The 22,812-nt window shown below is 57.1% G+C and carries 22 protein-coding genes; 15 read left to right on the top strand and 7 right to left on the bottom strand.

Features of this window, described 5'->3' with window-relative positions:
• Nucleotides 1-49 precede the first annotated feature (49 nt).
• The 6 genes from CAP31_RS04770 to CAP31_RS04745 all read left to right on the top strand — a co-directional run bounded on the left by CAP31_RS04770 (nucleotide 50) and on the right by CAP31_RS04745 (nucleotide 6,823).
• The gene (locus CAP31_RS04770) at nucleotides 50-985 is read left to right on the top strand and encodes an acyl-CoA synthetase (RefSeq protein WP_157662652.1); all 936 of its coding nucleotides are present in this window, start codon (nucleotides 50-52) and stop codon (nucleotides 983-985) included.
• On the top strand, nucleotides 982-1,584 hold the full coding sequence (locus tag CAP31_RS04765) for a LolA-related protein (RefSeq protein WP_087446490.1): 603 nt from the start codon (nucleotides 982-984) through the stop codon (nucleotides 1,582-1,584). Before CAP31_RS04770 ends, CAP31_RS04765 begins: the two co-directional genes overlap by 4 nt.
• The gene (locus tag CAP31_RS04760; RefSeq protein ID WP_087446489.1) at nucleotides 1,584-3,932 is read left to right on the top strand and encodes an MMPL family transporter; all 2,349 of its coding nucleotides are present in this window, start codon (nucleotides 1,584-1,586) and stop codon (nucleotides 3,930-3,932) included. Before CAP31_RS04765 ends, CAP31_RS04760 begins: the two co-directional genes overlap by 1 nt.
• Entirely contained in the window at nucleotides 3,925-4,728 is an 804-nt protein-coding gene (locus tag CAP31_RS04755) for a polysaccharide deacetylase family protein (RefSeq protein WP_087446488.1), read from the top strand. Before CAP31_RS04760 ends, CAP31_RS04755 begins: the two co-directional genes overlap by 8 nt.
• A 97-nt stretch (nucleotides 4,729-4,825) precedes the next feature.
• Entirely contained in the window at nucleotides 4,826-5,446 is a 621-nt protein-coding gene (locus tag CAP31_RS04750) for a phosphatase PAP2 family protein (protein WP_223247368.1), read from the top strand.
• Nucleotides 5,447-5,527: 81 nt separating this feature from the next.
• Nucleotides 5,528-6,823, top strand: coding sequence for a cation:proton antiporter (locus CAP31_RS04745; RefSeq protein WP_087446487.1), 1,296 nt, complete (start codon nucleotides 5,528-5,530; stop codon nucleotides 6,821-6,823).
• Nucleotides 6,824-6,836: 13 nt separating this feature from the next.
• Here CAP31_RS04745 and CAP31_RS04740 read toward each other — a convergent pair whose 3' ends face one another.
• The 4 genes from CAP31_RS04740 to CAP31_RS04725 all read right to left on the bottom strand — a co-directional run bounded on the left by CAP31_RS04740 (nucleotide 6,837) and on the right by CAP31_RS04725 (nucleotide 11,161).
• A complete protein-coding gene (locus tag CAP31_RS04740) occupies nucleotides 6,837-7,421 on the bottom strand; it encodes a 1-acyl-sn-glycerol-3-phosphate acyltransferase (RefSeq protein WP_255377129.1) in 585 nt (194 codons plus the stop codon).
• Complete coding sequence (locus CAP31_RS14995) at nucleotides 7,411-8,730, bottom strand: hypothetical protein (RefSeq protein ID WP_223247366.1); 1,320 nt, start codon at nucleotides 8,728-8,730, stop codon at nucleotides 7,411-7,413. The genes CAP31_RS04740 and CAP31_RS14995 overlap by 11 nt, the downstream gene beginning before the upstream one ends.
• On the bottom strand, nucleotides 8,730-10,073 hold the full coding sequence (locus CAP31_RS04730; protein ID WP_087446486.1) for an NAD(P)/FAD-dependent oxidoreductase: 1,344 nt from the start codon (nucleotides 10,071-10,073) through the stop codon (nucleotides 8,730-8,732). The genes CAP31_RS14995 and CAP31_RS04730 overlap by 1 nt, the downstream gene beginning before the upstream one ends.
• 104 nt (nucleotides 10,074-10,177) lie before the next feature.
• Complete coding sequence (locus CAP31_RS04725) at nucleotides 10,178-11,161, bottom strand: LysR family transcriptional regulator (protein ID WP_087446485.1); 984 nt, start codon at nucleotides 11,159-11,161, stop codon at nucleotides 10,178-10,180.
• 168 nt (nucleotides 11,162-11,329) lie between these two features.
• Between CAP31_RS04725 and CAP31_RS04720 the strand changes: the two genes are divergently transcribed.
• The 5 genes from CAP31_RS04720 (at nucleotide 11,330) to CAP31_RS04700 (ending at nucleotide 16,783) form a co-directional block, all read left to right on the top strand.
• On the top strand, nucleotides 11,330-12,751 hold the full coding sequence (locus CAP31_RS04720; protein WP_087446484.1) for a form I ribulose bisphosphate carboxylase large subunit: 1,422 nt from the start codon (nucleotides 11,330-11,332) through the stop codon (nucleotides 12,749-12,751).
• An 88-nt stretch (nucleotides 12,752-12,839) separates the two neighbouring features.
• Entirely contained in the window at nucleotides 12,840-13,196 is a 357-nt protein-coding gene (locus CAP31_RS04715) for a ribulose bisphosphate carboxylase small subunit (RefSeq protein ID WP_087446483.1), read from the top strand.
• Between the two features lie 93 nt (nucleotides 13,197-13,289).
• Nucleotides 13,290-14,093: a CbbQ/NirQ/NorQ/GpvN family protein gene (locus CAP31_RS04710; protein ID WP_087446482.1), complete on the top strand. Its 804-nt coding sequence runs from the start codon at nucleotides 13,290-13,292 to the stop codon at nucleotides 14,091-14,093.
• Between the two features lie 63 nt (nucleotides 14,094-14,156).
• A complete protein-coding gene (locus CAP31_RS04705; protein ID WP_087446481.1) occupies nucleotides 14,157-16,484 on the top strand; it encodes a nitric oxide reductase activation protein NorD in 2,328 nt (775 codons plus the stop codon).
• Nucleotides 16,481-16,783: a hypothetical protein gene (locus CAP31_RS04700; RefSeq protein ID WP_087446480.1), complete on the top strand. Its 303-nt coding sequence runs from the start codon at nucleotides 16,481-16,483 to the stop codon at nucleotides 16,781-16,783. Before CAP31_RS04705 ends, CAP31_RS04700 begins: the two co-directional genes overlap by 4 nt.
• A gap of 3 nt (nucleotides 16,784-16,786) precedes the next feature.
• Here CAP31_RS04700 and CAP31_RS04695 read toward each other — a convergent pair whose 3' ends face one another.
• Nucleotides 16,787-17,188, bottom strand: coding sequence for a hypothetical protein (locus tag CAP31_RS04695; protein ID WP_087446479.1), 402 nt, complete (start codon nucleotides 17,186-17,188; stop codon nucleotides 16,787-16,789).
• A 118-nt stretch (nucleotides 17,189-17,306) separates the two neighbouring features.
• On the opposite strand from CAP31_RS04695, the gene CAP31_RS04690 reads away from it, so the two are divergent.
• Nucleotides 17,307-18,485: a ketose-bisphosphate aldolase gene (locus CAP31_RS04690; protein ID WP_087446478.1), complete on the top strand. Its 1,179-nt coding sequence runs from the start codon at nucleotides 17,307-17,309 to the stop codon at nucleotides 18,483-18,485.
• A gap of 32 nt (nucleotides 18,486-18,517) precedes the next feature.
• On the opposite strand, the gene CAP31_RS04685 is transcribed toward CAP31_RS04690, so the two are convergent.
• Nucleotides 18,518-19,282, bottom strand: a complete 765-nt coding sequence (locus CAP31_RS04685) for a slipin family protein (protein ID WP_087446477.1) — start codon at nucleotides 19,280-19,282, stop codon at nucleotides 18,518-18,520.
• Nucleotides 19,283-19,553: 271 nt separating this feature from the next.
• Between CAP31_RS04685 and CAP31_RS04680 the strand changes: the two genes are divergently transcribed.
• Nucleotides 19,554-19,961, top strand: coding sequence for a hypothetical protein (locus CAP31_RS04680; RefSeq protein ID WP_087446476.1), 408 nt, complete (start codon nucleotides 19,554-19,556; stop codon nucleotides 19,959-19,961).
• 18 nt (nucleotides 19,962-19,979) lie between these two features.
• Here CAP31_RS04680 and CAP31_RS04675 read toward each other — a convergent pair whose 3' ends face one another.
• Entirely contained in the window at nucleotides 19,980-20,462 is a 483-nt protein-coding gene (locus CAP31_RS04675; protein WP_223247365.1) for an Lrp/AsnC family transcriptional regulator, read from the bottom strand.
• Nucleotides 20,463-20,615: 153 nt separating this feature from the next.
• On the opposite strand from CAP31_RS04675, the gene leuA reads away from it, so the two are divergent.
• Nucleotides 20,616-22,289, top strand: coding sequence for a 2-isopropylmalate synthase (gene leuA / locus CAP31_RS04670; RefSeq protein WP_087446475.1), 1,674 nt, complete (start codon nucleotides 20,616-20,618; stop codon nucleotides 22,287-22,289).
• Nucleotides 22,290-22,468: 179 nt separating this feature from the next.
• Nucleotides 22,469-22,801 (top strand): YnfA family protein, encoded by a 333-nt coding sequence (locus tag CAP31_RS04665; RefSeq protein ID WP_087446474.1) that lies wholly within the window; start codon nucleotides 22,469-22,471, stop codon nucleotides 22,799-22,801.
• The last annotated feature ends 11 nt before the right edge of the window (nucleotides 22,802-22,812 follow it).

The following is a 22,812-nucleotide window of genomic DNA, read 5'->3' as shown; positions in this document are numbered from 1 at the left end:
CGGGTGAACGCAAAATCGCCAGCGGCAACATCATAGCGAGACCGGCTGCATGACCACCTCCCCAGCCAGCCAGACTTCCTGGGCGCAGACCCCAGAGCGCAGCAACATGCTCATGCTGCGCATCATGACGTGGATTTCACTGCGTCTCGGGCGCCGTGCAGGGCGTGTCGTACTGCACCTGATCGCCGGCTACTTCCTGTTGTTTGCGCCGGCCAGCCGCCGCGCCTCCAGCCAATATCTGCAACGCGCATTAGGCCGACCTGCCCGTTGGCGCGACCTGTATCGGCATTTTTTCACTTTTGCGGCCACTATCCATGACCGCATTTACCTGGTCAATCGCTGCTTCGATCTGTTCGATTTTGAGATTCATGGCGAGGATGCATTGAGCGAACTGATGGCCGGCGGCAAAGGCCTGTTCCTGATGGGTGCGCATCTCGGCAGTTTCGAAGTGATCCGTGCGATCGGGCGCAAGCATACGGATCTGCATGTCGCCATGGTCATGCATCAGGACAACGCCCAGAAGATCAATGCCATGCTCGGCGCCATCAACCCGGAAGCCGTACAGGACATCATCGGCCTCGGACATCTGGATTCGATGCTCCAGGTGCGGCAACGCCTGGACGAAGGTTGCATGGTCGGCATGCTCGCCGATCGCACGCCGGGCAACGACACCCTGTACCCGGCGCGCATCCTCGACGCGGACGCAAATCTGCCTACAGGGCCATTCCGCATGGCGGCATTGTTGCGCCGCCCGGTGATATTCATGACGGGCTTGTATCTGGGCGGCAACCGCTATGCCATCCACTTCAATCAGCTCGCTGATTTTTCCAATATCGCCCCCGGCCAGCGCGACCTCGCCGTACAGGCCGCCTGCATCCGTTATGCAGAACTGCTTGACCACTACTGCCGTATCGCGCCGTATAATTGGTTCAATTTTTTCGATTTCTGGCAGCCCTCAGCCACTACTCCGACTTCCGAATCATGATGATATTTACCTCTGCCTTATCGTTACGCAATCTGCGGCAAGCGTTCGTTGCGCTGGCATTAACGCTGCCCGCCCTTGGTCACGCTGCTGACTGGAATATCGACCAGCTCATGCGCAGCCTGGCCCAGACACACTCCGGTCATGTCGGCTTCGTCGAAAAGAAATCCATCGCCATGCTCGACAAACCGGTGGAATCCTCCGGAGAGCTGTTCTACAGTGCACCTGACCACCTGGAAAAACGCACCATCAAACCCAAAAGCGAATCCATGATCGTGGACGGCGACGAGCTGTTAATCGATCGCGGCCGCCAGAAATATCGCCTGCAATTACAGGATTATCCGGAACTGGCTGCGTTCCTCGACAGCATACGCGGCACGCTGGCGGGTGACCGCAAGGCGCTGGAACGCAATTATCAACTGAGCCTGGACGGCACGGCCGCTCACTGGACACTGCAGTTGCTGCCGCTAAACGAAAAAATGCAGAAAGTCATCCAGCGCATCCGCATCACCGGCACACATGATCAGGTGAACAGCATCGAGATCACGCAAGCCGACGGCGACAGCTCGGTGATGACGATAACCAAACTGGCGGCGCCATAATGACGACCACTCGCCGCCATGGCATCACGGCCATCACGCTGTGGCTGGCGTTTTTGCTGGGCTGTACCGTCATTATCAGCCGTACCCAGTTCACCACCGATTTATCGGCATTCCTGCCGCGCACTCCCACGGCCGAGCAGCAGCTGCTGATGGATCAGCTGCGCGACGGTCTGGCCTCGCGCCTTATCCTTGCAGGCATAGAAGGCGCCGATGCACCCACTCGCGCCCGGCTTTCCAAACAGATCGCACAGCGTCTGCGTGCCGACCCCGATTTTGTCAGCGTTAACAATGGCGAGCCTGTCAACACCGAGCGCGACCGCGATTTCCTGTTCCAAAACCGCTACCTGCTGAGTTCGGCGGTCACGCCTGCGCGCTTTGGCGTGGCAGGACTGCATGCCGCTTTGGGCGACAGTATCGACCTGCTCGCCTCGCCTGCCGGCCTGCTGGTCAAATCCATGTTGCCGCGCGACCCGACCGGGGAAATGGTGCAATTGCTCGACCAGCTCAATAGCGGCACCCACCCGCAACTGCTGGACGGCGCCTGGGTATCGCGCGACGGCAAGCGCGCACTGATGCTGATGCAGACGCGCGCACCGGGTTCCGATACCGATGCCCAGCAGCGCGCCATGGCCGCTATCCGCCAGGCTTTCGACTCGGCTACCGGCGCCTCTTCCGCCGCCAGACTGGTGATGACCGGCCCCGGCGTATTTTCAGTGACATCGCGCGACACCATCAAAGGTCAGGTCAGCCGCCTATCCATCATCAGTGTCATGCTCATCGCCACCCTGTTACTGCTGGTCTACCGCTCCTTCACCGCGCTGGCGCTGGGCTTGCTGCCCGTTATCAGCGGTGCGCTGGCGGGTGTCGCGGCAGTCAGTCTGGGTTTCGGGGCCGTGCATGGCATCACGCTTGGATTCGGCACCGCACTGATCGGCGAGGCAGTGGATTATTCCATCTACCTGTTTGTGCAATCCGAGCACAATGACACTGACCAGCAGACCTGGATCAGGCGCTTCTGGCCCACCATCCGTCTCGGTGTACTGACTTCGATATTCGGCTTTGCTTCGCTGCTGCTGTCCGGCTTTCCCGGGCTGGCGCAGCTCGGCCTGTATGCGATCGCCGGGCTGATAGCCGCGGCCGCAGTGACCCGCTTCGTGCTGCCGCATCTGCTGCCGGCGAAATTCCGCATCCATGACGTCACCGCTATCGGTCATATACTCGCCGCACTGGTACAGCGCGCGGCAGCCCTGCGCTGGCCGGCCGTGATCCTGCTGCTGGCAGCCTGCGCTGTCCTCGTCGCAAACCGCGCCAGTCTGTTCAACGACAAGATATCTTCGTTAAGCCCGGTATCCCAGGCCGATGTCGCATTGGATGCCAGCCTGCGTGCCGACATGGGCGCACCCGATGTGCGCTATCTGGTCGTCGTATCCGGCAATAGCCAGGAATCCGTCTTGCGCGGCAGCGAACGGGTTTCCGCACTGCTGCAGACACAGGTCGATCAAGGCGAACTCGCCGGCTTCGAAAGCCCGAGCCGTTATCTGCCCAGCGTAGCGATGCAGCGCGCGCGTCAGGCAAGCCTGCCGCCGCCTGCCGAGCTGCAACTGCGGCTTGGGCAAGCAATCCAGGATTTACCAGTACGCGCAACGCTATTTACGCCGTTCGTGGTCGATGTCGCTGCTGCCCGCAGCCAGCCTTTGCTGCAAGCTTCCGACCTGCAAAAGACCTCGATGGCGATGGCGGTAGATGCCTTGCTCATCCATCAGAACCAGCGCTGGAGTGCGTTATTGCCGCTGACCGCACCGAAGGGTGCCGACATCAACGCAGATCGTATTCGGGCAGCATTGAGCACTACCGGTTTGCCGAACGTGATGTTCGTGGACATGAAGGCCGAATCCGATCGTCTGTATTCCGGCTATCTGCACGAGGCCATACTGTTATCGCTGGGCGGGCTGGTCTCCATCATCGGCCTGCTGCTGTTCGTTTTCCGCTCGCCGATGCGCGTGCTGCGCATCATTGTGCCGCTGGCTGCGGCGGTCGTCACTGTCACGGCAGGGCTGGCCGTATTCGGCCAGCAACTGATCATCCTGCATCTGGTAGGCTTGCTGCTGGTGGTCGCAGTAGGTTCCAATTACGCCCTGTTCTTTGACCGGACTGATCCGCATACGCTGATTCAGCCGCGCACGCTGGCCTCGATGCTGTTCGCCAATCTCACTACCGTCGCCGGTTTCGGCTTGCTTGCGTTTTCCAACGTATCGATATTGCAGGCCATGGGCGTCACCGTGGCGCCGGGCGTTATCCTGGCATTGATCTACGCAGCGATTTTCGCCAGGAACACCCATCATGCATAATGCGCGCTGGCAACCGACGCTGCTGATCCGTGCGACCCTTGCATTGCATGGCGTGGCACTGGTGGCGATAATTGTCGCACCCGAACATTGGCGCTGGACACTCGGCGCTGTGATCGTCAACCACCTGCTGCTTACCGCCGCTGGCCTGTGGCCGCGCAGCCACTGGCTGGGGCCGAATTGGACGCAACTGCCTGCAGCTGCCGCAGCCAGGAACGAAATCGCTCTTACCATCGACGATGGCCCCGATCCCGTTGTCACGCCGCAGGTGCTGGATATACTGGATCGCTATGCGGCCAAAGCCAGTTTTTTCTGCATCGGTGATAAAGCTGCACTTTATCCGGAACTGTGCCGCGAGATCGTACGCCGCGGCCATGCTGTGGAGAATCATAGCCAGCATCATCGCCACTTTTTTTCCTTGTTGGGCCCGCGCGGATTTATGCGGGAACTACAAACTGCGCAAATCACGCTCAACGGCATTACCGGCCAGCACCCGCTGTTTTTTCGGGCCCCTGCCGGATTGCGCAATCCCTTTCTCGATCCGGTGCTAACCCGACTGGGGCTCACCCTCGCCAGCTGGTCGGGGCGCGGTTTCGACACCCGCATCAATGACGCTGAGCGCGTTAAAAACAGCTTGTTGCGCAAACTGCACAACGGAGCAATTCTGCTGCTGCATGACGGCAATGCCGCGCGCACGGCAAACGGCACCCCGGTCATACTGGAAGTGTTGCCAGCCGTGCTGAAAATTGCTGCGGCCAAGGGTTTGCGTTGTATCACGTTACGGCAGGCGCTGGCATGACTATCAGCCATGCGCTTAACTCAATTCGATTCGGTGATCTTTTATTCGATCCACTTGTTTAACAACTGTCAATATGCCGCATATCGGAGAACAAGCCTTGAACGAAAATAATCAGCGAACGCCCTGGTACCGGCAAGCCGCAGCAGTAATACCGAAGTACTGGCACCTGAAATCGACCGGTACGATGCTGTTCATCGGCGTGTTCTTCGGCGCCTATTTCTATTTCCTCAAGCATCCCGCGTATCCGATCACGGTGATGCATAACACTTGGCTTGACAGGCTGATCGGTTTCCAGCCGCTGGCACTCCCGGTGTATTTGTCGCTCTGGGCCTATGTTTCCCTGCCGCCGCTGTTCTTCGCCACCCGGCGCGGGCTCTATGAATACGGACTGGATATCGCCCTGATGTGCATCGCCGGCCTGGCCGTCTTCTATTTCTGGCCCACGGCAGTCCCCGCAGCGGACATCGACTGGGCACTGTATCCGGGCGTGACATTTCTCAAAAACATGGATGCATCCGGCAATGCTTTCCCTTCACTGCATGTCGCTACCGCCGTTTTTTCGGGTGTCTGGCTGCATCACCTGTTACGCCGCATTAGCGGACCGTTCTGGATACTCCTGCTCAACGCCGTATGGGGCATCGGCATCATCTATTCCACCATTGCCACCCGCCAGCATGTCGCAATCGATGTATATGCCGGTTTCATGCTCGGGGAGTAGCGGCTTACCTGTCGCTACGGCATCGCATCCACAGCGGCAGCTGGTAGCCTGCCCTTTTAATCCGCGTTCAAAAATAACAATATGACCACTGCCGTACATATCGCCACCCATCAGACCGAATCCCTGTTATTTTTCACCCTGTTGCAGCTGACCGTGATCGTGCTGGCAGCTCGTCTCGGCGGCGAGATTGCACTGCGCATCGGGCAATCGACCGCAGTGGGCGAAATCATAGTCGGCATACTGCTGGGGCCTTCATTGTTCGGGCTGCTCGCCCCGGGGTTATTTCAATATGTGTTCCATTCCGGCGCACCCGAACCAATGCAGATGCTGTCGCAAATCGGACTGGTGCTGCTGATGTTCCAGATCGGACTGGAATTCGATTTCTCCCACCTCAATGAGCGGCGCAACCGCAAGGCGATGCTATGGGTGGCATTCGCCAGCCTGATTGCCCCATTTGCGCTGGGTTACGGCATCGGCCAGATCAGTGCGCCCACGCTTTCGCCCGGCGCGCATCCGGTGGCATCGGCGCTGTTCATCGCTACCGCGTTCTCGATTACCGCGTTGCCGATACTCGGCCGCATCATGATGGAATTCGACATGACGCGGACGCCGATAGGCGTGATCGCCATCAGTGCGGCGGCGATCAATGATGTCGTTGGCTGGCTATTGCTGGCATTGATAACCACCCTCGCGCTGTCCGATTTCGATGGTGCAGATTTTGCGTTGAAAGTGACCCTGGTCGGCGTGTTCTTTGCCGCAAGCTGGCTGATCGTGCGTCCGCTCATGAAGCGCATCCTGCATCGCTGCGATGCCAGAAGCGGCGCACTGAGCAATAACCTGCTGGGCATCGTGCTTGCGGCAGTCTTCATGTCTGCGATGGCCACCTACCAGCTCGGCATCTTCGCCATTTTCGGCGGCTTCATGATGGGTGTGCTGCTGCACGATGAGCATGCCTTCGTGAAAACCTGGCGCGCGCGCATCAGCCCGTTCGTAACGGTTTTCTTCCTACCGATCTTTTTTACCTATACTGGTCTGCGCACCAATATCGGCAGTCTGGACAGTGCCGCTGCATGGGCCTGGTGTGCGTTATTCGTATTGCTCGCGACGCTGGGAAAATTCGGCGGCGCATATCTGGGTGCGCGAGCGGGAGGCCTGAGCCATATTGAAAGCAGGATATTAGGCGTGATGATGAATACGCGCGCCTTGATGGAGCTGATCGTGATCAATGTCGGTTATGATCTGGGCGTGATCTCGCAGCAGGTCTTTACCATACTGGTCATCATGGCGATTTTCAGCACCGTGATCACCAGCCCGATATTGCGGCGCTGGCTGCCGCGCATCGGCATCCCTGTCACAGCCGCTTCAAAAATCCCCTGACAGACTCCGCGTATCATTCATCCTCATTGCGCACGGAAGACAGGTCAGCAATGCGCCTGGTCTGCTCTGGCAATGAATTGGGCGGATAGAACGCAGAACCTTGCACCAGCTCGTGAGCAAAGTAATGCCCCAGTTCGGCCATGAATTGTTGGGTATTCTGCGGCGGATCGAAACGCCGTCCCAAACGCACCCGATAATGGATCGGCATGACCGGCTTGCGGAATAGCGGCCAGCCCTTGCTCAGGTACACTGAATCGGTTTCTATCAGGACGGTTTGTACCGGCACCTGCGCACGATTCGCGACCAGCGCGACACTGCCCTTGAGCGGATTGACCGGTGCCTGCACGGTGCGGGTCCCCTCAGGGAACAGCAGCAGGTGACTGCCGCTTTCGAAATCGCGTGTCGCCAACTGCACCATGCTCCGTACCGGCTCGTTGCGGATATAACGTGCCAACCTGGCACCCGCGCCCAGGAAGACATTGTTCATCAATTCGGCTTTAAGTACACAGGCGACGTTAGGCAAACGCGAAATGATCATCACCGCATCCAGCAGGCACGGATGATTGGGGGCGATGATCAGCGACGGCTCATCGCGCAACGCGTCCAGTTCCGTCAGATCGAAACTGCAACGCCGGGAAGCGGTCAAGCTGGCGAGATAAAAACGAAAGCCCCAAGTGATAACGTAACGCCCAAGCGCTCGTCCCCAGCGTACCGGCAATAACGGGTGGACGATCAATGCGATCGGCGTCCATGCCAGACATATCAGCCCCAGCCAGATCAGGCCGAGATACAGCACCAGATAATCGTAGATATTCAGCAACCCACGTACTATGCCGCGCATCATCAATTCCGCTTATCCCGGAAAGGGACGGATGTATGCGCTGCTGTCGCCTCGATTTCGACCAGCAGATCCTCACGGCAAACATCCGCCTGCAAATAAACGGCTTGATGCGCCCCCCCGCGCGCGTTTCCAGCACGCTGCGTATCCGAGGCAGGTCAGCCGGATGGCGCACGTACACCTTGTAATGCAGATCGGCCAGACAGAAACACGGCTGCCCGGCAACGCGATTAGCTTCCGACAGCACCGCTTCGATGTTGGTCATGGTTTCATGGGTCTGGGCGACGACATCCCCCGGATGCAGGGTTTCATGACCCACTATGCTGGCGGTGCCGGAGATGAACAGCATTTCGCTCTCCCCCATGCGCACCAGACTGGCACGCGCGAACACCGGACTGCGCGGACCGTACTGCGGCGGATATTGATAGGCGCTGATCTGGCGCGGATTCTCGATCGCTGCGGATCTGACGCGACCCGCCAGAAACGCGATGGTCAGCGGCCCTTGCGGCGAGCCCAATGCACATGCGGCCGGGACATTCTCGGCCAAATCGCGGCCATACGCCAGAAAGGCATCCTGCCGCCCCAGATTAAACTGGCGATAACGCTCCAGCTCAAAACTGCACGCATTGATGTCGGCGATGTAATTCCAGAAACGGAACAGGTAGGGATAATCCAGTGCATCGAGCAGCGCAAATATCTGCCGGTAGGCGGATTCGGTAGCCTGTTGCAGAGGGGTTTTATCGGCATCGCCAGGGAATGCGTTTTCAGTCAGCTCAATTACGCCAAACAGCACGTCGGCGTCATGCCGGTAACGGATATCATCCTGCCGGCCCTGTTTCAATTGCGCGCTGCCATGCCAGATTTCGCAGTATGACTCGCCGGCATCCAGCCGGTGCATGGGTACTGCCACGCAGGGGATATCCGCATCTTTTTGCATCGCCTCGCGCTCGCCTGCGTCCGCTGAAAAACAGATGGCACCCAGCACGCTGTCTTTCCAGGGTACCGGGTGTTGCAGAAACGCTGCAATGGATAAACTCTCGCCGTACAGGAATGCTGCCGTATTGCCCATTAGTTTACCGCTGCGCCGGGTTCATCCACGGCGCGAATATTGTTCTTGCGCATCCGCCATGATTTCAGCGTACGCTTGAAATTGAACAGGGATGCAGCGTAATAAATGCCCTTGAATACCAGCAAGGGGCCTTGAATCGGGGTTTTACCGAACACGTCGCCAGCCAGCACCGACAGCACGGCCTCCTTGGTGCGGAATATATTGCGCGGAGCCATGAACATGTCGCGCATGACCGGATTGGTCACCCGGTAAATGAACCAGGAAAACGCCTTGGGCCCCACACGCATCGACTTGTCGAATTTTTTCAATGCAGCCGCCGCCTGCTGCGGATTGCGCAGGCACACATCCACGGTGTCGGCTCCGACAAATGCGCTGTGCATCGCCAGCATGACCCCCGAAGAGAATACCGGGTCGATAAAAGCGTAGGCATCACCCAGCAGCAAATAATTGCTGCCATGAGTGTGATCGCATGCGTATGCGAAATTGCCGGTGGCCTCGGCCGGCGATGCCAGCCGGGCATGCCGCAAGCGGTCGTGCAGCGGTTGGCACATTGCTATGGTTTCCTGCAAAAACGCATCCAGCGGCTTCTTGCCACGGGTTTTCAGGTAATACGGCCAGGTCACCGCACCGACGCTCGTCGTACCGTCAGCCAGTGGAATAAACCAGAACCAGCCATGCTCAAACCAGAAAATGGTTATGTTGCCCGCCTCTTTGCCTGCATTGCGTTCTGCACCGGTGTAATGGCCGTAAATTGCGGTACTGTTGTGCTTCTTGTTGCATTGCTTGGCTTTGAAGCGATTGCCCAGGAAAGTATCGCGACCTGACGCATCCAGTACGAAACGCGCGTATACCGTTTCCATGCTGCCGTCATCATGGCGCGCCTGCACGATGACGCCGCTGTTCTCCGGCAGAAACTCGACATCCAGCACCTGACAGCCCTCCACCACACGGGCGTTTTTACGGCTGGCATTGCGGATCAGTATTTCATCGAATTCGGCACGGCGTACCTGATAGGCCATGGGCATGGACTTATCTATCGCATCGGCGAATTCGACTGTCTGTTTATGGTCATGCCACGGTGAGACGAATTCAGCGCCCCATTTTTCCATGCCGATGGCCCTGACTTCATCCGCTACACCCAGTTTTTCCAGCAGCGGCAAATTAGCCGGAAGCAGCGATTCGCCGATATGGAAACGCGGATGGTGCGCCTTCTCCAGCAACGTGACGCGGTGGCCGCGTTCAGCCAGCAGCGCTGCCGCCGTTGAACCTGCAGGTCCGCCGCCAATCACCAGAACATCGCAATCAGAGGTATGTGTATTGCTTGCCGTGGAAGGAATATTCATAATTAGCCTGCTGTTTTTATATCTGCGGATTTATCTGCGGATTGTATCTTATTGTAGCGACGGGTTACGAAGATTTTATCGTTATGACAGCATGGTTTTTTGAATCAGTCATTTGTCTTTGCCATGGATTTGGCTACGCTTTTCCTGGCAGCCTGACTCGGAAATCCGCTCAATCCCTTCATATAGCGCTCTGCCATGGGCCCGCTTTCTTGTTGCAGGAACTCCAGAAATGTCCTCGCTACCACCGACAGCTGCTTGCCTGTGGAATAAGCCACATGCCATTGACGCATTATGGGGAAGCCCGCCACATCGAGCACAGCCAATTCGTCGCCGCTTTTTTCCAGCGCCAGCGTATGCGCCGACAGCACCGCAACGCCGAGACCGCCGGCGACGGCCTGCTTGATGGCTTCGTTGCTGCCTAATTCCATCCGCACATTGAGCGACAGCCCGCGTTCATTGAAAAACTTTTCGGTAGCAAGTCGCGTGCCGGAGCCTGATTCGCGCATCAGGAACGGTTCCTGCGCAATGCGTTCCGCGGAGATATTTTTCTCACCCGCCAGCGGATGATTATATGGAGCGAGCACAACCAGAGGGTTATCCAGAAACGGCTCTACCCATATATCCATGTGCTCGGGCGGCTGGCCGAGGATATACAGATCGTCTTCGTTGTCGATCAGACGTTGCAGCAGACGTTCGCGGTTGGTGACTTTCAGCGAAACTTCTATCCCCGGATAACGATCGCAAAACGGTCCAAGCAGCCGCGGCACGAAATACTTTGCAGTGGTGATAACGCCCAACCGCAACTTGCCTGTTTTCACGCCCTTCATGTCGGAAATAATCATCTCGAATCGCGACAGTCCGTCAAACAGACTATGACATACGGTAAGCAGCTCGCGGCCGGCCTCTGTCAAGAAAATGCGCTTTCCCACCTGTTCCAGCAAAGACATTCCGACGATATCCGTCAGCTGTTTTATCTGGATGGATACCGTGGGCTGGGTGAGATGCAATTCTTCGGCGGCGCGAGTGAAACTCAGGTTGCGCGCGACCACTTCGAATATCTTGAGCTGGTGCAATGTGGCATGCTTCATCCTACTTCCAATCAAAAAATCATTCATTGATATTAATCTATCATATACATTCAAAATTACAATTATTATTTATTGTTATCGACTGCTATATTTACATCAAGCTCAATTGAGCTATACGCTGCCCCTCACAGGAAAGCACATTGCCCCAACCTTGAAAGGAGAATTTCAATGGCTGTAAAATCATATAACGCCGGTGTGAAAGAGTACCGCGCAACTTACTGGACGCCGGAATATACGCCGCTGGATACCGATATTCTCGCCTGTTTCAAAATCACCCCTCAACCGGGTGTTGATCGCGAAGAAGTTGCTGCTGCTGTTGCTGCCGAGTCTTCAACCGGTACCTGGACCACCGTGTGGACCGACCTGTTGACCGATCTGGATTACTACAAAGGCCGCGCCTATCGCATAGAAGACGTACCTGGCGACGACACATGTTTCTACGCTTTCGTTGCTTATCCGATTGACCTGTTCGAAGAAGGTTCCGTCGTTAACGTGCTGACCTCGCTGGTTGGTAACGTATTCGGTTTCAAGGCATTGCGCGCATTGCGTCTGGAAGACGTACGTTTCCCGATCGCTTACGTAAAAACCTGCGGCGGTCCTCCTCAAGGCATCCAGGTCGAACGCGACAAAATGAACAAGTATGGCCGTCCATTGCTGGGTTGCACCATCAAACCCAAGCTGGGTCTGTCTGCGAAGAACTACGGTCGCGCTGTTTACGAGTGCTTGCGCGGCGGTCTGGACTTCACCAAGGACGACGAAAACGTCAACAGCCAGCCGTTCATGCGTTGGCGCGATCGTTTCGAATTCGTGCACGAAGCTACATTGAAGGCTGAACGTGAAACTGGCGAGCGCAAAGGCCACTACCTGAACGTTACCGCGCCAACACCGGAAGAAATGTACAAGCGTGCAGAGTTCGCCAAGGAAATCGGCGCACCGATCATCATGCACGATTACCTGACCGGCGGTTTGACCGCCAACACAGGTCTGGCTAACTGGTGCCGCAACAACGGCATGCTGTTGCACATCCACCGCGCCATGCACGCCGTGCTCGACCGCAACCCGCACCACGGTATCCACTTCCGCGTGCTGACCAAGGTTCTGCGTCTGTCGGGTGGTGATCACCTGCACTCCGGTACCGTTGTCGGCAAACTGGAAGGCGACCGCGAAGCGACTCTGGGCTGGATCGACACCATGCGTGACGAATTCATCAAGGAAGATCGCAGCCGCGGCCTGTTCTTCGATCAGGACTGGGGTTCCATGCCCGGTGTATTGCCGGTTGCATCCGGCGGTATTCACGTTTGGCACATGCCGGCGCTGGTCAACATCTTCGGCGATGACTCCGTATTGCAATTCGGTGGCGGTACATTAGGCCACCCATGGGGTAACGCGGCTGGTGCAGCTGCTAACCGCGTGGCACTGGAAGCTTGCGTAGAAGCACGCAACCAGGGCGTAGCCATTGAGAAGGAAGGCAAAGAGATCCTGACCAAGGCAGCTGCAAGCAGCCCCGAATTGAAAATCGCCATGGAAACATGGAAAGAAATCAAGTTCGAGTTCGACACTGTCGACAAGCTGGACGTTGCTCACAAGTAAGCATGCCCTGATTCTGCAGCGGTCTTGGGCTTAATCGCCCGCTACCGTTGCGGAATTGACGAAACTATCGATTTAAAAAGGATGAATCATGAATGAAGTGATGGATTACAAATCGCGCTTGAGCGATCCAGCCAGCCGCAAATTTGAGACTTTCTCTTACTTGCCTGCGATGAGCGAAGCCGAAATCAGAAAACAGGTGGAATACCTGGTTTCCAAAGGCTGGAACCCGGCTATCGAGCACATCGAACCGCAATACCTGATGGACTCATACTGGTACATGTGGAAGCTGCCGATGTTCGGCGAAACCGACGTGAACGTCGTGCTGGCTGAAGCACTGGCTTGCCACAAAGCCAACCCTGATAACCATGTGCGCCTGATTGGTTACAACAACTTCAATCAATCCCAAGGCACATCCATGGTGATCTACCGCGGCAAGACTGTTTAAGTCCGCAACACTGTTGAACCGTCACAAGGCCTCCGCATCCGCAAGGGGCGGAGGCCTCTGTTTCTGTGAGTTGTTATTAACTGGAGCTCTACGATGAACGACGTCATCAAGCAGTACCTGATTGAGAAAGAACCCTATTACCGCCCTGTCGCCGATGAGGTAGAGCTGTACGAAGCCACCTATGCCGTGCGCATGCCCATGATGCTGAAGGGCCCTACCGGTTGCGGCAAAACCCGCTTTGTGGAACACATGGCGTGGAAGCTGGGAAAACCCCTGATCACGGTAGCCTGTAATGAGGACATGACAGCATCCGATCTGGTCGGTCGCTTTCTGCTGGATGCATCCGGCACACGCTGGCAAGACGGTCCGCTGGCCATCGCCGCCCGTTATGGCGCGATTTGCTATCTGGACGAAGTCGTGGAAGCCCGTCAGGACACCACCGTGGTAATCCACCCGCTGACCGACGCACGTCGCGTACTGCCTCTGGAGAAGAAGGGCGAACTGATACAGGCGCACCCCGATTTTCAACTGGTGATTTCCTACAATCCGGGCTACCAGAGCCTGATGAAGGATCTGAAACAGTCCACCAAACAACGGTTCGGCGCGCTGGATTTCAATTATCCGACGCATGACATCGAAACTGAAATCGTGTCGCATGAAACCGGCGTGTCCGCAGAAGTCGCAGGCAAGCTGGTCTCCATTGCGGAACGTGCGCGCAACCTGAAAGGCCACGGACTGGACGAAGGCATCTCGACCCGCATGCTGATCTACGCCGGATCGCTGATCGCCACTGGGGTGAATCCTCAGGCTGCCTGCCGCGTGGCGCTGGTGCGTCCGATCACGGATGACCCCGACATGCGCGATGCGCTGGATGCAGCCGTTACGACATTCTTTTAGTCATACGCAGCAGGCTGGTGGCCATCGCCACCTTCCACGCTGCCCCACATCGTCAGGTAGAATATGAGCATTAATCTCGAAGACTATCAAGACACACTCGGCGAACTCTCGGAGCAATCCAGAGGCGTACTGGAAGCGTCCTGGCACGAAGCCACCAAAGTGTTCAGCCCGCAGGGACTGAACAATTACATGACAGGTGCCCGCTCGCTCAAGAATCTGGGTCGCGGCTGCGATCTGGTGGTCGCCTACATCCAGGAAACCCCCGCCGTGGCCAAGGAAATTGGCGAAGACATCATTCCCGATCTGATACAGACCGGCATGATGATGGCGTCCAAGACCAGCGGCGCGGTGATCGAGCGGATATATTCCACCGCGCCCATCGCTGCCAAGCGCCTCGGCGACGAACAGGTATTCCGCGGCTATCTACAATTGCTGAACCTGCTGATATCGCAGGCACCGCGCGGCTTGCGCCCGATGCTTGACCACCTCGACACCTTGCTGGGCAATCTGACGCTGGGCGGCTTGCGCCGCTGGGCGCTGTGGGGTGCACAGGCGCACCGCACCGACTATCCCGAGCAAGTACGCTATTTCGGGCTGGAAAGCAAGGAATCGCAGGCCATGCTGCAACAGGAGCGCAAGGGCACGCTGTTCGTCGATATCCAGCGCCGCATCAACATGTACTTGCGTGCGTTGTGGGCCCGCGACTTTTTCATGCGCCCTACTTCCGGCGACTTTGAGCACCGTGAAGGCTACAAGCCATACATTGAAAATTACCTGATCTACATACCGGACGCCTATGACGATGTCGCAGGCATCTCCGGACTGGAGCTCTACCGCGCCACCGCCGCCCATTGCGCCGCGCACGTAGTCTATACCCGCACGCCGATTTCGGCCGAAAGCCTCAATCCGTTGCAGATGGCGGTGATCTCGGTGATAGAGGATGCGCGGATAGAACAGATCGCCATCAACGCCTTCCCCGGCCTGAACCAGTTGTGGGCATCGCTGCATTTCGTTACCCCGGATCAGTCCGCGACGCTGGGCGACTACCTCAATCGCATCGCACGCGCGCTGCTCGATCCAGATTACGAGGACGGCCATCCCATCATCGCCAAGGCACGTGCATTGTTCAAAGCCCAGCAGGAATACCTGGCCGACAACACGATCTCGTGGGAAATCGGCGTTGCATTGGCGCACGAACTGTCGCAGCTGCGCATTCCGTTCAACGCGCGGACCGACGTGCTTAGAGCACCGTACCGCGACGACAACCGCTATTTCTGGGAGTTCGAAGAATTCGACTTCGACAAGGCGCAATCGGCTGGCTACGAATCCATCAAGCAAGTACGCAAATACGTCAGCGTGATGGAAATGGCCAATGAGATAGATTGCGAACTGGCCGGCGACGATGCACAGGAAATCTGGGTGCTCGGTACCGAGCTGTTCCCGTACGAGGACACCGGCGTCAGTTTTAACGAGATGGAGGGCAAGGAACCCGCTGCCGCCCCTTTCCACTATTCGGAATGGGATTACCAGATCCAGCTCGAGCGCCCGACCTGGGCCACGGTGTTGGAAAAACGCGCCAAATCCGGTGACATGCAGGTCATCGATGACATTACCGCCCAGCATAAACGCACCATCGGCCGCCTCAAATTCCTGCTCGATGCGATGCAACCGCAAGGTGTCACGCGCATCCGCAAGCTGGAAGACGGCGACGAAATCGACATCAACGCCGCACTGCGCTCGATGATCGACATGCGCATGGGCATGCAGCCGGATACGCGCATCATGATGCGCTCGGTACGCAAGGTGCGCGACATTTCGGTGATGGTGCTGCTGGATTTATCCGAATCCACCAACGAAAAAGTCGCCGGGCAGGATTACAGCGTGCTCGACCTGACGCGCCAGGCTACCGTATTGCTGGCGGACGCGATTCACAAGATCGGCGACCCGTTCGCGATACACGGTTTTTGTTCGGATGGCCGTCACGACGTGGAGTATTATCGCTTCAAGGACTTCGATCAGCCTTATAATGACGTACCCAAATCCAAACTGGCGGGCATGACCGGGCAGCTATCCACGCGCATGGGCGCTGCCATACGCCATGCCGGACATTATTTGAAGCTGCAGAAGTCTTCGAAGAAACTGCTGTTGGTGATTACCGATGGCGAACCCGCGGACATCGATGTGCGCGACCCGCAATACCTGCGTTTCGATACCAAGAAAGCGGTAGAAGAAGTCGCCCGCGCCGGTGTCACTACTTATTGCATGAGCCTCGACCCGCGTGCCGACCAGTACGTATCGCGTATTTTTGGCGCGCGCAATTACATGGTCGTGGATCATGTTGAACGATTGCCGGAGAAATTGCCGGTACTTTACGCAGGACTGACACGATGACAGTACAAACATATGCAGGTGTCGACAAGGACACCAATGGCGGATTGACCCACCTGGGGCGCATAGTGCGCGATGCATGGGTTTTCGGCATCATTCCCGAAACCGAAACCTGCGAAGGCTGGGATTCGGCACGCATGCAGAACCTTTATGAGCAGGTCTATGCCGCCTGGGAGCCCTACGCCCACCTGCCAAGCCGTCTGCCCGACGAGCTGCGCGACAAGCATACCCAACTGTATGCGCGGGCCATCACCACCGCACGCAACGAAGGCTGGAATGCGGAACTGGATGAAGACGAGTAAACGCTAGGGCGCCGGGAATTTGAACACGCGCGCGGGAGCATCGATTCGTGATTTGTTTTCCAGCGCATGCAACGCCCTCGGCAGTTCGGCCTGCAAACGCAACGCGATATTTTTAGCGTTGCCGGAGTAATAAACCGCTTCGTATGTCACCGGGTCTGCCAGCGAAACTCTGGTCTGAGGACGGAAATGACGCCAGGCCACATCGATCCAGCATTTATGTACGCCGTCCAGAAACACCAGCTCTTCCTCGTCCAGAATCGCCAGATATTGCATGGCGCGAATAGGAATGAACAGATTACCTGTGGCACTGCGTGACAGCAGCGTGTGAGCGAGATTGTAAGTAGCCGCAGCCAATTGACCCGGCTCCCGGCTCACTTCCGGATTGCGGTAGCAGGTAATTTCCATAAGAGCATCTCCTTTAGGAACGTCTCCTCGAGGAATACGATACACGTTTTTGAATGTATAGAGAATGCACGGCAAAGTTTGTTCCGATTATTTCGTTAACGAGCCTTAAGGAGTACTCATGGCGTTAGTCCACATGGCCGACATGCTCAACCACGCTTACCGTCACGGCTACGCGGTGGGCGCTTTCAATGTGGCAAACTTCGATTTTCTTGAGGGTGTACTGACAGCAGCCGAAGCTTGCCGCGCGCCGGTAGTGCTCAACCTGCCGGAATCCCATCTCGAGCATTACAATTTTGAAATGCTGATTGCAGCCGCGGTCGTTGGTGCACAGCGCGCCGCAGTACCGGTGGCGATCAACCTCGATCACGGCACCAGCATGAAATCTGCCGTCCATGGCATCAAATCAGGCTGCAACGCGGTCATGATAGACGCCTCCGCCCTGCCGCTGGACGAGAATCTGCGCTGCACCCGGGAAGTCACCGACATGGCGCACGCCTGCGGTGTGGCGGTAGAAGGGGAGCTGGGTTATGTACCCTGGGCTGAAAACGGCGACAACAAACACACAGGCGATATCGCCTACACCTTGCCTGCGGAAGCGAAAGCTTTCGTCGAACGCACAGGTGTGGACTGCCTCGCCGTATCCATCGGCACCGTGCATGGCCTGGCGCACGGCACGCCCAAACTGGACATAACCCGCCTGTCGAAGATCAGCGAGGCGGTAGGCATTCCGCTGGTCATACATGGCGGCACCGGCCTGACCGACGACCAATTCAGAAAACTGATTGCGCACGGCGTGGCGAAAATCAACTATTACACCGGGCTGGCTGATGTCGCAGGTGCTTGCATCCGCGCGCAGCTGAAAGAGCATCCAAAAGGCAGCTACCCGCAGCTGACTGCGGGCGTGCGCGATGCCATCGGCACCGAGATCGAACGCATGATCCGGCTCTGGGGCAGCGGCGGACGGGCAGCCGAAGTGCTGAAACAGTGCCGTCCCTGGCGTGAAGTCGAACAGATAGCTTTTTACAATGCGCCGGAAAAAATGGCTGAGAGCGAGACCACCGCGACCATGCTGCGCGGCCAGGAGACGCTAAGCGCCGTGCCGGGGATACGCACGGTCAGGACCGGCAAATCGCTGCAGCCCGACGGCAGTTTGCGTTACTGCTGGCTGATACGCTTTGCCAGTCAGGCAGTGGCAGACCATTACCGCACAAATCCGGCACATTTGCGTTTCATGGACAAGGCATTGCGTGCCGTCACGCCTGATCTGCTTACGATTGATTATGTGGAAGCCGAATAACCCCTGACTTATGTACTGCAAGCGCTCATGGCTCAGGAGGGTGCTTTGCCCGCTTGCGGATCCGCTTTTTTCAAAAAGGGTGTGACGAGATCCATCGGTAGGGGAAACACGACCGTGGTGTTCTTGTCCGCGCCGATCACGGTCAGCGTTTCCAGATAACGCAACAGGATGGCCTGCGGCTCTTGCGCCAGCACCGCTGCCGCCTGGAACAGTTTTTCCGAGGCCTGCAATTCGCCCTCGGCGTGAATGACTTTGGCACGCCGTTCACGTTCCGCCTCGGCTTGCCGGGCTATCGCCCGTATCATGGATTCAGTCAGATCCACCTGCTTGATCTCGACATTGGAAACCTTGATGCCCCAGGTATCAGTTTGCGCATCCAGCGCCTGCTGGATATCCAGATTCAGTTTCTCGCGTTCCGCCAGCATGTCATCCAGCAGATGCTTGCCCAATACCGAGCGCAAGGTCGTCTGCGCCAGCTGACTGGTAGCATTCAAGAAATCGACCACCTGAATGATGGCCTTCTGCGGATCGACAACGCGCAGATAGACCACAGCGCTGACCTTGACCGAAACATTGTCGCGCGAGATTACATCCTGGGTAGGCACCTCCAGCACCACGGTACGCAGATCAACCCTTACCGCCTGCTGGAACACCGGAATCACGATCACCAGTCCCGGTCCCTTTACCTTCCAGAAACGCCCGAGGGTAAAAATCACGCCGCGCTCATATTCGCGAAAAACACGGACGGCGGAGCCGGACAACGCAGCTATCAGCAACAACAGTATAAAAGCGCTCATCGAACCAGTCTCCCAAGCCATTTTGCTTCCCCCTCGTACGCGGCGCATCCTGCGTCAACCGATGCCCGTCCCTATAATGACTATAGGCCCATTCGCGGAATCCGCAAGCATGCGTAGCCTGAGCCGCTGTTGCCAAGCAGCTTTCATCGGTTTAGCGTGTTTCCCGGTTCACGTCAATTTCCCCGGCTTGCTTGCAATCCTCACTATGAAATCCGCATTAATATGCTATAAATAATTGTAGCGGTTAATATTTTTCTTCAGGAGATTGACCATGCATACCCTTCCCAATGCAGTACAGCGTGAGCGCGAAGCGCTACTCAGCGACGCGATCGGCATCCTTAAAACCCAAGGTTATCAACCCATGGCCGTACAGGATCTTGCCGGCTACAAAGAGCCTGATGAATTGGTCATACCCGTACTGAATGTCCATATGCGTCCCGATATCGTCGCCTCTGGCAGGCCAGGCGATGAACAGATCCTTGGCGTCGTTGAAGTCAGCACCGATCTAGGCGAAGAATCCTGCGGCCGGCGCTGGCAGGCATTTAACGCCTGGGCACATGAGCATCACAGCCACATGCAGGTTTTCGTCCATCCGGAAGACCTGCAACGCGCTACCGAAATTGCCGAATACTGGCATATGACGCCCGATTTCTTTATCCCGGTCAGACGCACGCATTAACGCTGCCTGCCAGCACTGCTATTTCTCCCCGACATCAAGTGCTGTCTTGTCCACCACCCGCCGCAGCACAAAGCTCGAATGCACGCCGGTCACCCCCGGGATGCGGTTGATGCGGTTCAGCAACAGCTCTTGATACGCGTCCATGTCCTTCACCACCACCTTGAGCTGATAATCCGCATCCTGCCCGGTAATCAGGAGACATTCCAGGACTTCTGGAATCTCGCCGATTGCCGTTTCAAACCGATCGAAACGCTCCGGCGTGTGCTGATCCATGGAAATATGAATCAACGCCATCAGCGACAAGCCCAGCGCCTTGGCATCCACCAGCGCACGATAACCGGTAATGAAGCCGGACTCTTCCAGCGCACGCACCCGTCGCAGACAGGGCGATGGCGACAGGCCGATGCGATCGGCCAGCTCCTGATTGCTGAGGCGCCCCTCCTGCTGCAATAGCCGCAGAATCTGCCGATCATATCTGTCAATTTCAATATTATTGCTCATAATTTTAAATAAACAGAATTTAATTTAAATAATTATAAATATAACGCAATTTTATGCTTATTTATACTCATTTAATACATAAAAACGCAAGCACATGCCGGACGGTTTTGCGTAACATTCCTCCCATCGATTACAGTCGCAGGAGCCAGCATCATGTTGCCAGACCCGTCCAGCAAATACGCCCCTTTTCCGCGAGTCCGGCTCGCCGACCGCCAGTGGCCGAACCGCACCATCACCGCACCGCCGGTGTGGATGAGCACCGATCTGCGCGACGGCAATCAGTCGCTGTTCGAACCGATGAATGGTGAACGCAAGATGCGCATGTTCCGTACGCTGTGCGCCATCGGCTTCAAGGAGATCGAGGTCGCCTTCCCTTCCGCCTCGCAGACCGATTTCGATTTCGTGCGCAATATCATCGAGGGCGGCCACATTCCCGACGACGTCACCATCGAGGTGCTCACCCAGGCGCGCGAGCACCTGATCCGCCGCACCATGGAATCGCTCAGAGGCGCGCGCCGGGCCATCGTTCACGTCTATAACGCCACGTCGAAGCCGTTCCGCGACATCGTATTCGCCATGAGCAAGGCTGAGGTGGTGGAAATGGCCGTTTCCGCCGTACTGCTAATCAGGCAACTGGCCGCCGAACAGCCGGAAACCGAATGGGTGCTGGAATACAGCCCGGAAACCTTCACCGCCACAGAACCGGATTTCGCGCTCGAAGTCTGCGATGCAGTGACTGCCGCCTGGGGTGCGACGCCGGACAACAAGGTCATCCTCAATTTGCCGACCACCGTGGAAATGGCGACGTCGAACGTGTACGCCGACCAGATCGAGTGGATGCATCGCCACCTTGCACGCCGCAACAGCATCATCCTCAGCCTGCATCCGCACAACGACCGCGGCACCGCAGTGGCCGCAGCCGAACTGGGCTTGATGGCAGGCGCCGATCGCGTCGAAGGCTGTCTCTTCGGCAACGGCGAACGCACCGGCAACGTCGATATCGTCACCCTGGCGCTTAATCTCTATACGCAAGGGGTATCGCCGGGCCTCGATTTTTCCGACATCAACGCGGTGGCGCGTACCGTGGAATACTGCAACCAGATGCCGATCCATCCGCGCCATCCCTACGTCGGCGATCTGGTGTTCACCGCCTTTTCCGGCTCGCACCAGGATGCGATCAAGAAAGGTTTCGCCGCGCAACAGCCGGATGCGCTGTGGAACGTCCCCTACCTGCCCATCGACCCCGCCGATGTGGGCCGCAGCTACGATTCCGTAATTCGGGTCAACAGCCAGTCCGGCAAGGGCGGCATCGCTTATCTGCTGGAAACCGAATACGGCATAGTGATGCCGCGCCGCCTGCAGGTCGAGTTTTCCGGCGCGGTGCAGCGCCATGTAGATGAACACGGCGGAGAAATGAGCGCCGCCGACATCTGGCAATTGTTCGCGCAGACCTATCTCGCCGCCGGCCAGCCATTAAGCTATGTCGAACACCACCTGTTCGAACACGGCGCTGCACAGGGCATCCGCCTGAGTGTGGAAATAAACGGCACAAGCCATGTACTCACCGGAGAAGGCAACGGCCCGATCGATGCCGCCATTCACGCGCTGCGCAGCCTCGATATCGAACTGCAGGTATGCAGCTACGAAGAGCGCTCGATGGGCGACAGTGCCGGCAGCGATGCACAGGCCTGCGCATTCATGGAAGTATCAGCGCCCGGCCGCAGCCATGCATGTTATGGCGCGGGCATGGACGGCAATATCGTGACCGCCTCGATCAAGGCGCTGGTGAGCGGTGCCAACCGGCTGACGACAAACACGGGCAACTGACTTACCGCCGGGCAATCCCGGCCAGACCCGCTTTGGGATATGCTTTATTGTCAAACCACGATGGTTAATCTCACCTTCATCCTTGGTATTTTATTAGGTTCGCGGCACGATGCGGCTTATGGATATGCTTTTTCTACAGCTTCGTTACGCACTTCAACCCACATTAGCGAGAAATCCAAATGCTTGAACTGAAGACCATAGCCCTCTTCTTCGTTACTGCGGTGGCAGAAAGCGTTGGCTGCTATCTTCCATATCTTTGGCTCAAGGAAGGCAAAAGTGTCTGGTTGCTTATTCCAGCCGCTTTGAGCCTGACACTTTTCGCATGGCTGCTCTCGCTCCACCCGACAGCGGCAGGTCGGGTGTATGCGGCATACGGCGGCGTTTACATTTTCGTCGCCATTTTGTGGCTCTGGTCTGTAGATGGAGTCAGACCTACTGTCTGGGATGTTACCGGTGCCTCAGTTGCATTGGCGGGCATGGCAATCATCATGTTCGCACCCAAAAATGCATAACCCTGAGCACA

Origin of the sequence: Sulfuriferula sp. AH1 (assembly GCF_002162035.1) — a bacterium.
Taxonomy (GTDB): domain Bacteria; phylum Pseudomonadota; class Gammaproteobacteria; order Burkholderiales; family Sulfuriferulaceae; genus Sulfuriferula.
Note: the sequence above shows the minus strand (reverse complement) of the source record. Positions and strands in the feature narration are given on the sequence as shown.

Excerpts from the sequence above, each read along its gene's own strand:
- CAP31_RS04770 (WP_157662652.1), top strand. The coding sequence starts at position 50 with ATGACCACCTCCCCAGCCAGCCAGACTTCCTGGGCGCAGACCCCAGAG.
- CAP31_RS04765 (WP_087446490.1), top strand. The coding sequence starts at position 982 with ATGATGATATTTACCTCTGCCTTATCGTTACGCAATCTGCGGCAAGCG.
- CAP31_RS04760 (WP_087446489.1), top strand. The coding sequence starts at position 1,584 with ATGACGACCACTCGCCGCCATGGCATCACGGCCATCACGCTGTGGCTG.
- CAP31_RS04755 (WP_087446488.1), top strand. The coding sequence starts at position 3,925 with ATGCATAATGCGCGCTGGCAACCGACGCTGCTGATCCGTGCGACCCTT.
- CAP31_RS04745 (WP_087446487.1), top strand. The coding sequence starts at position 5,528 with ATGACCACTGCCGTACATATCGCCACCCATCAGACCGAATCCCTGTTA.
- CAP31_RS14995 (WP_223247366.1), bottom strand. The coding sequence starts at position 8,730 with ATGGGCAATACGGCAGCATTCCTGTACGGCGAGAGTTTATCCATTGCA.
- CAP31_RS04730 (WP_087446486.1), bottom strand. The coding sequence starts at position 10,073 with ATGAATATTCCTTCCACGGCAAGCAATACACATACCTCTGATTGCGAT.
- CAP31_RS04725 (WP_087446485.1), bottom strand. The coding sequence starts at position 11,161 with ATGAAGCATGCCACATTGCACCAGCTCAAGATATTCGAAGTGGTCGCG.
- CAP31_RS04720 (WP_087446484.1), top strand. The coding sequence starts at position 11,330 with ATGGCTGTAAAATCATATAACGCCGGTGTGAAAGAGTACCGCGCAACT.
- CAP31_RS04715 (WP_087446483.1), top strand. The coding sequence starts at position 12,840 with ATGAATGAAGTGATGGATTACAAATCGCGCTTGAGCGATCCAGCCAGC.
- CAP31_RS04710 (WP_087446482.1), top strand. The coding sequence starts at position 13,290 with ATGAACGACGTCATCAAGCAGTACCTGATTGAGAAAGAACCCTATTAC.
- CAP31_RS04705 (WP_087446481.1), top strand. The coding sequence starts at position 14,157 with ATGAGCATTAATCTCGAAGACTATCAAGACACACTCGGCGAACTCTCG.
- CAP31_RS04700 (WP_087446480.1), top strand. The coding sequence starts at position 16,481 with ATGACAGTACAAACATATGCAGGTGTCGACAAGGACACCAATGGCGGA.
- CAP31_RS04695 (WP_087446479.1), bottom strand. The coding sequence starts at position 17,188 with ATGGAAATTACCTGCTACCGCAATCCGGAAGTGAGCCGGGAGCCGGGT.
- CAP31_RS04690 (WP_087446478.1), top strand. The coding sequence starts at position 17,307 with ATGGCGTTAGTCCACATGGCCGACATGCTCAACCACGCTTACCGTCAC.
- CAP31_RS04685 (WP_087446477.1), bottom strand. The coding sequence starts at position 19,282 with ATGAGCGCTTTTATACTGTTGTTGCTGATAGCTGCGTTGTCCGGCTCC.
- CAP31_RS04680 (WP_087446476.1), top strand. The coding sequence starts at position 19,554 with ATGCATACCCTTCCCAATGCAGTACAGCGTGAGCGCGAAGCGCTACTC.
- CAP31_RS04675 (WP_223247365.1), bottom strand. The coding sequence starts at position 20,462 with ATGAGCAATAATATTGAAATTGACAGATATGATCGGCAGATTCTGCGG.
- leuA (WP_087446475.1), top strand. The coding sequence starts at position 20,616 with ATGTTGCCAGACCCGTCCAGCAAATACGCCCCTTTTCCGCGAGTCCGG.
- CAP31_RS04665 (WP_087446474.1), top strand. The coding sequence starts at position 22,469 with ATGCTTGAACTGAAGACCATAGCCCTCTTCTTCGTTACTGCGGTGGCA.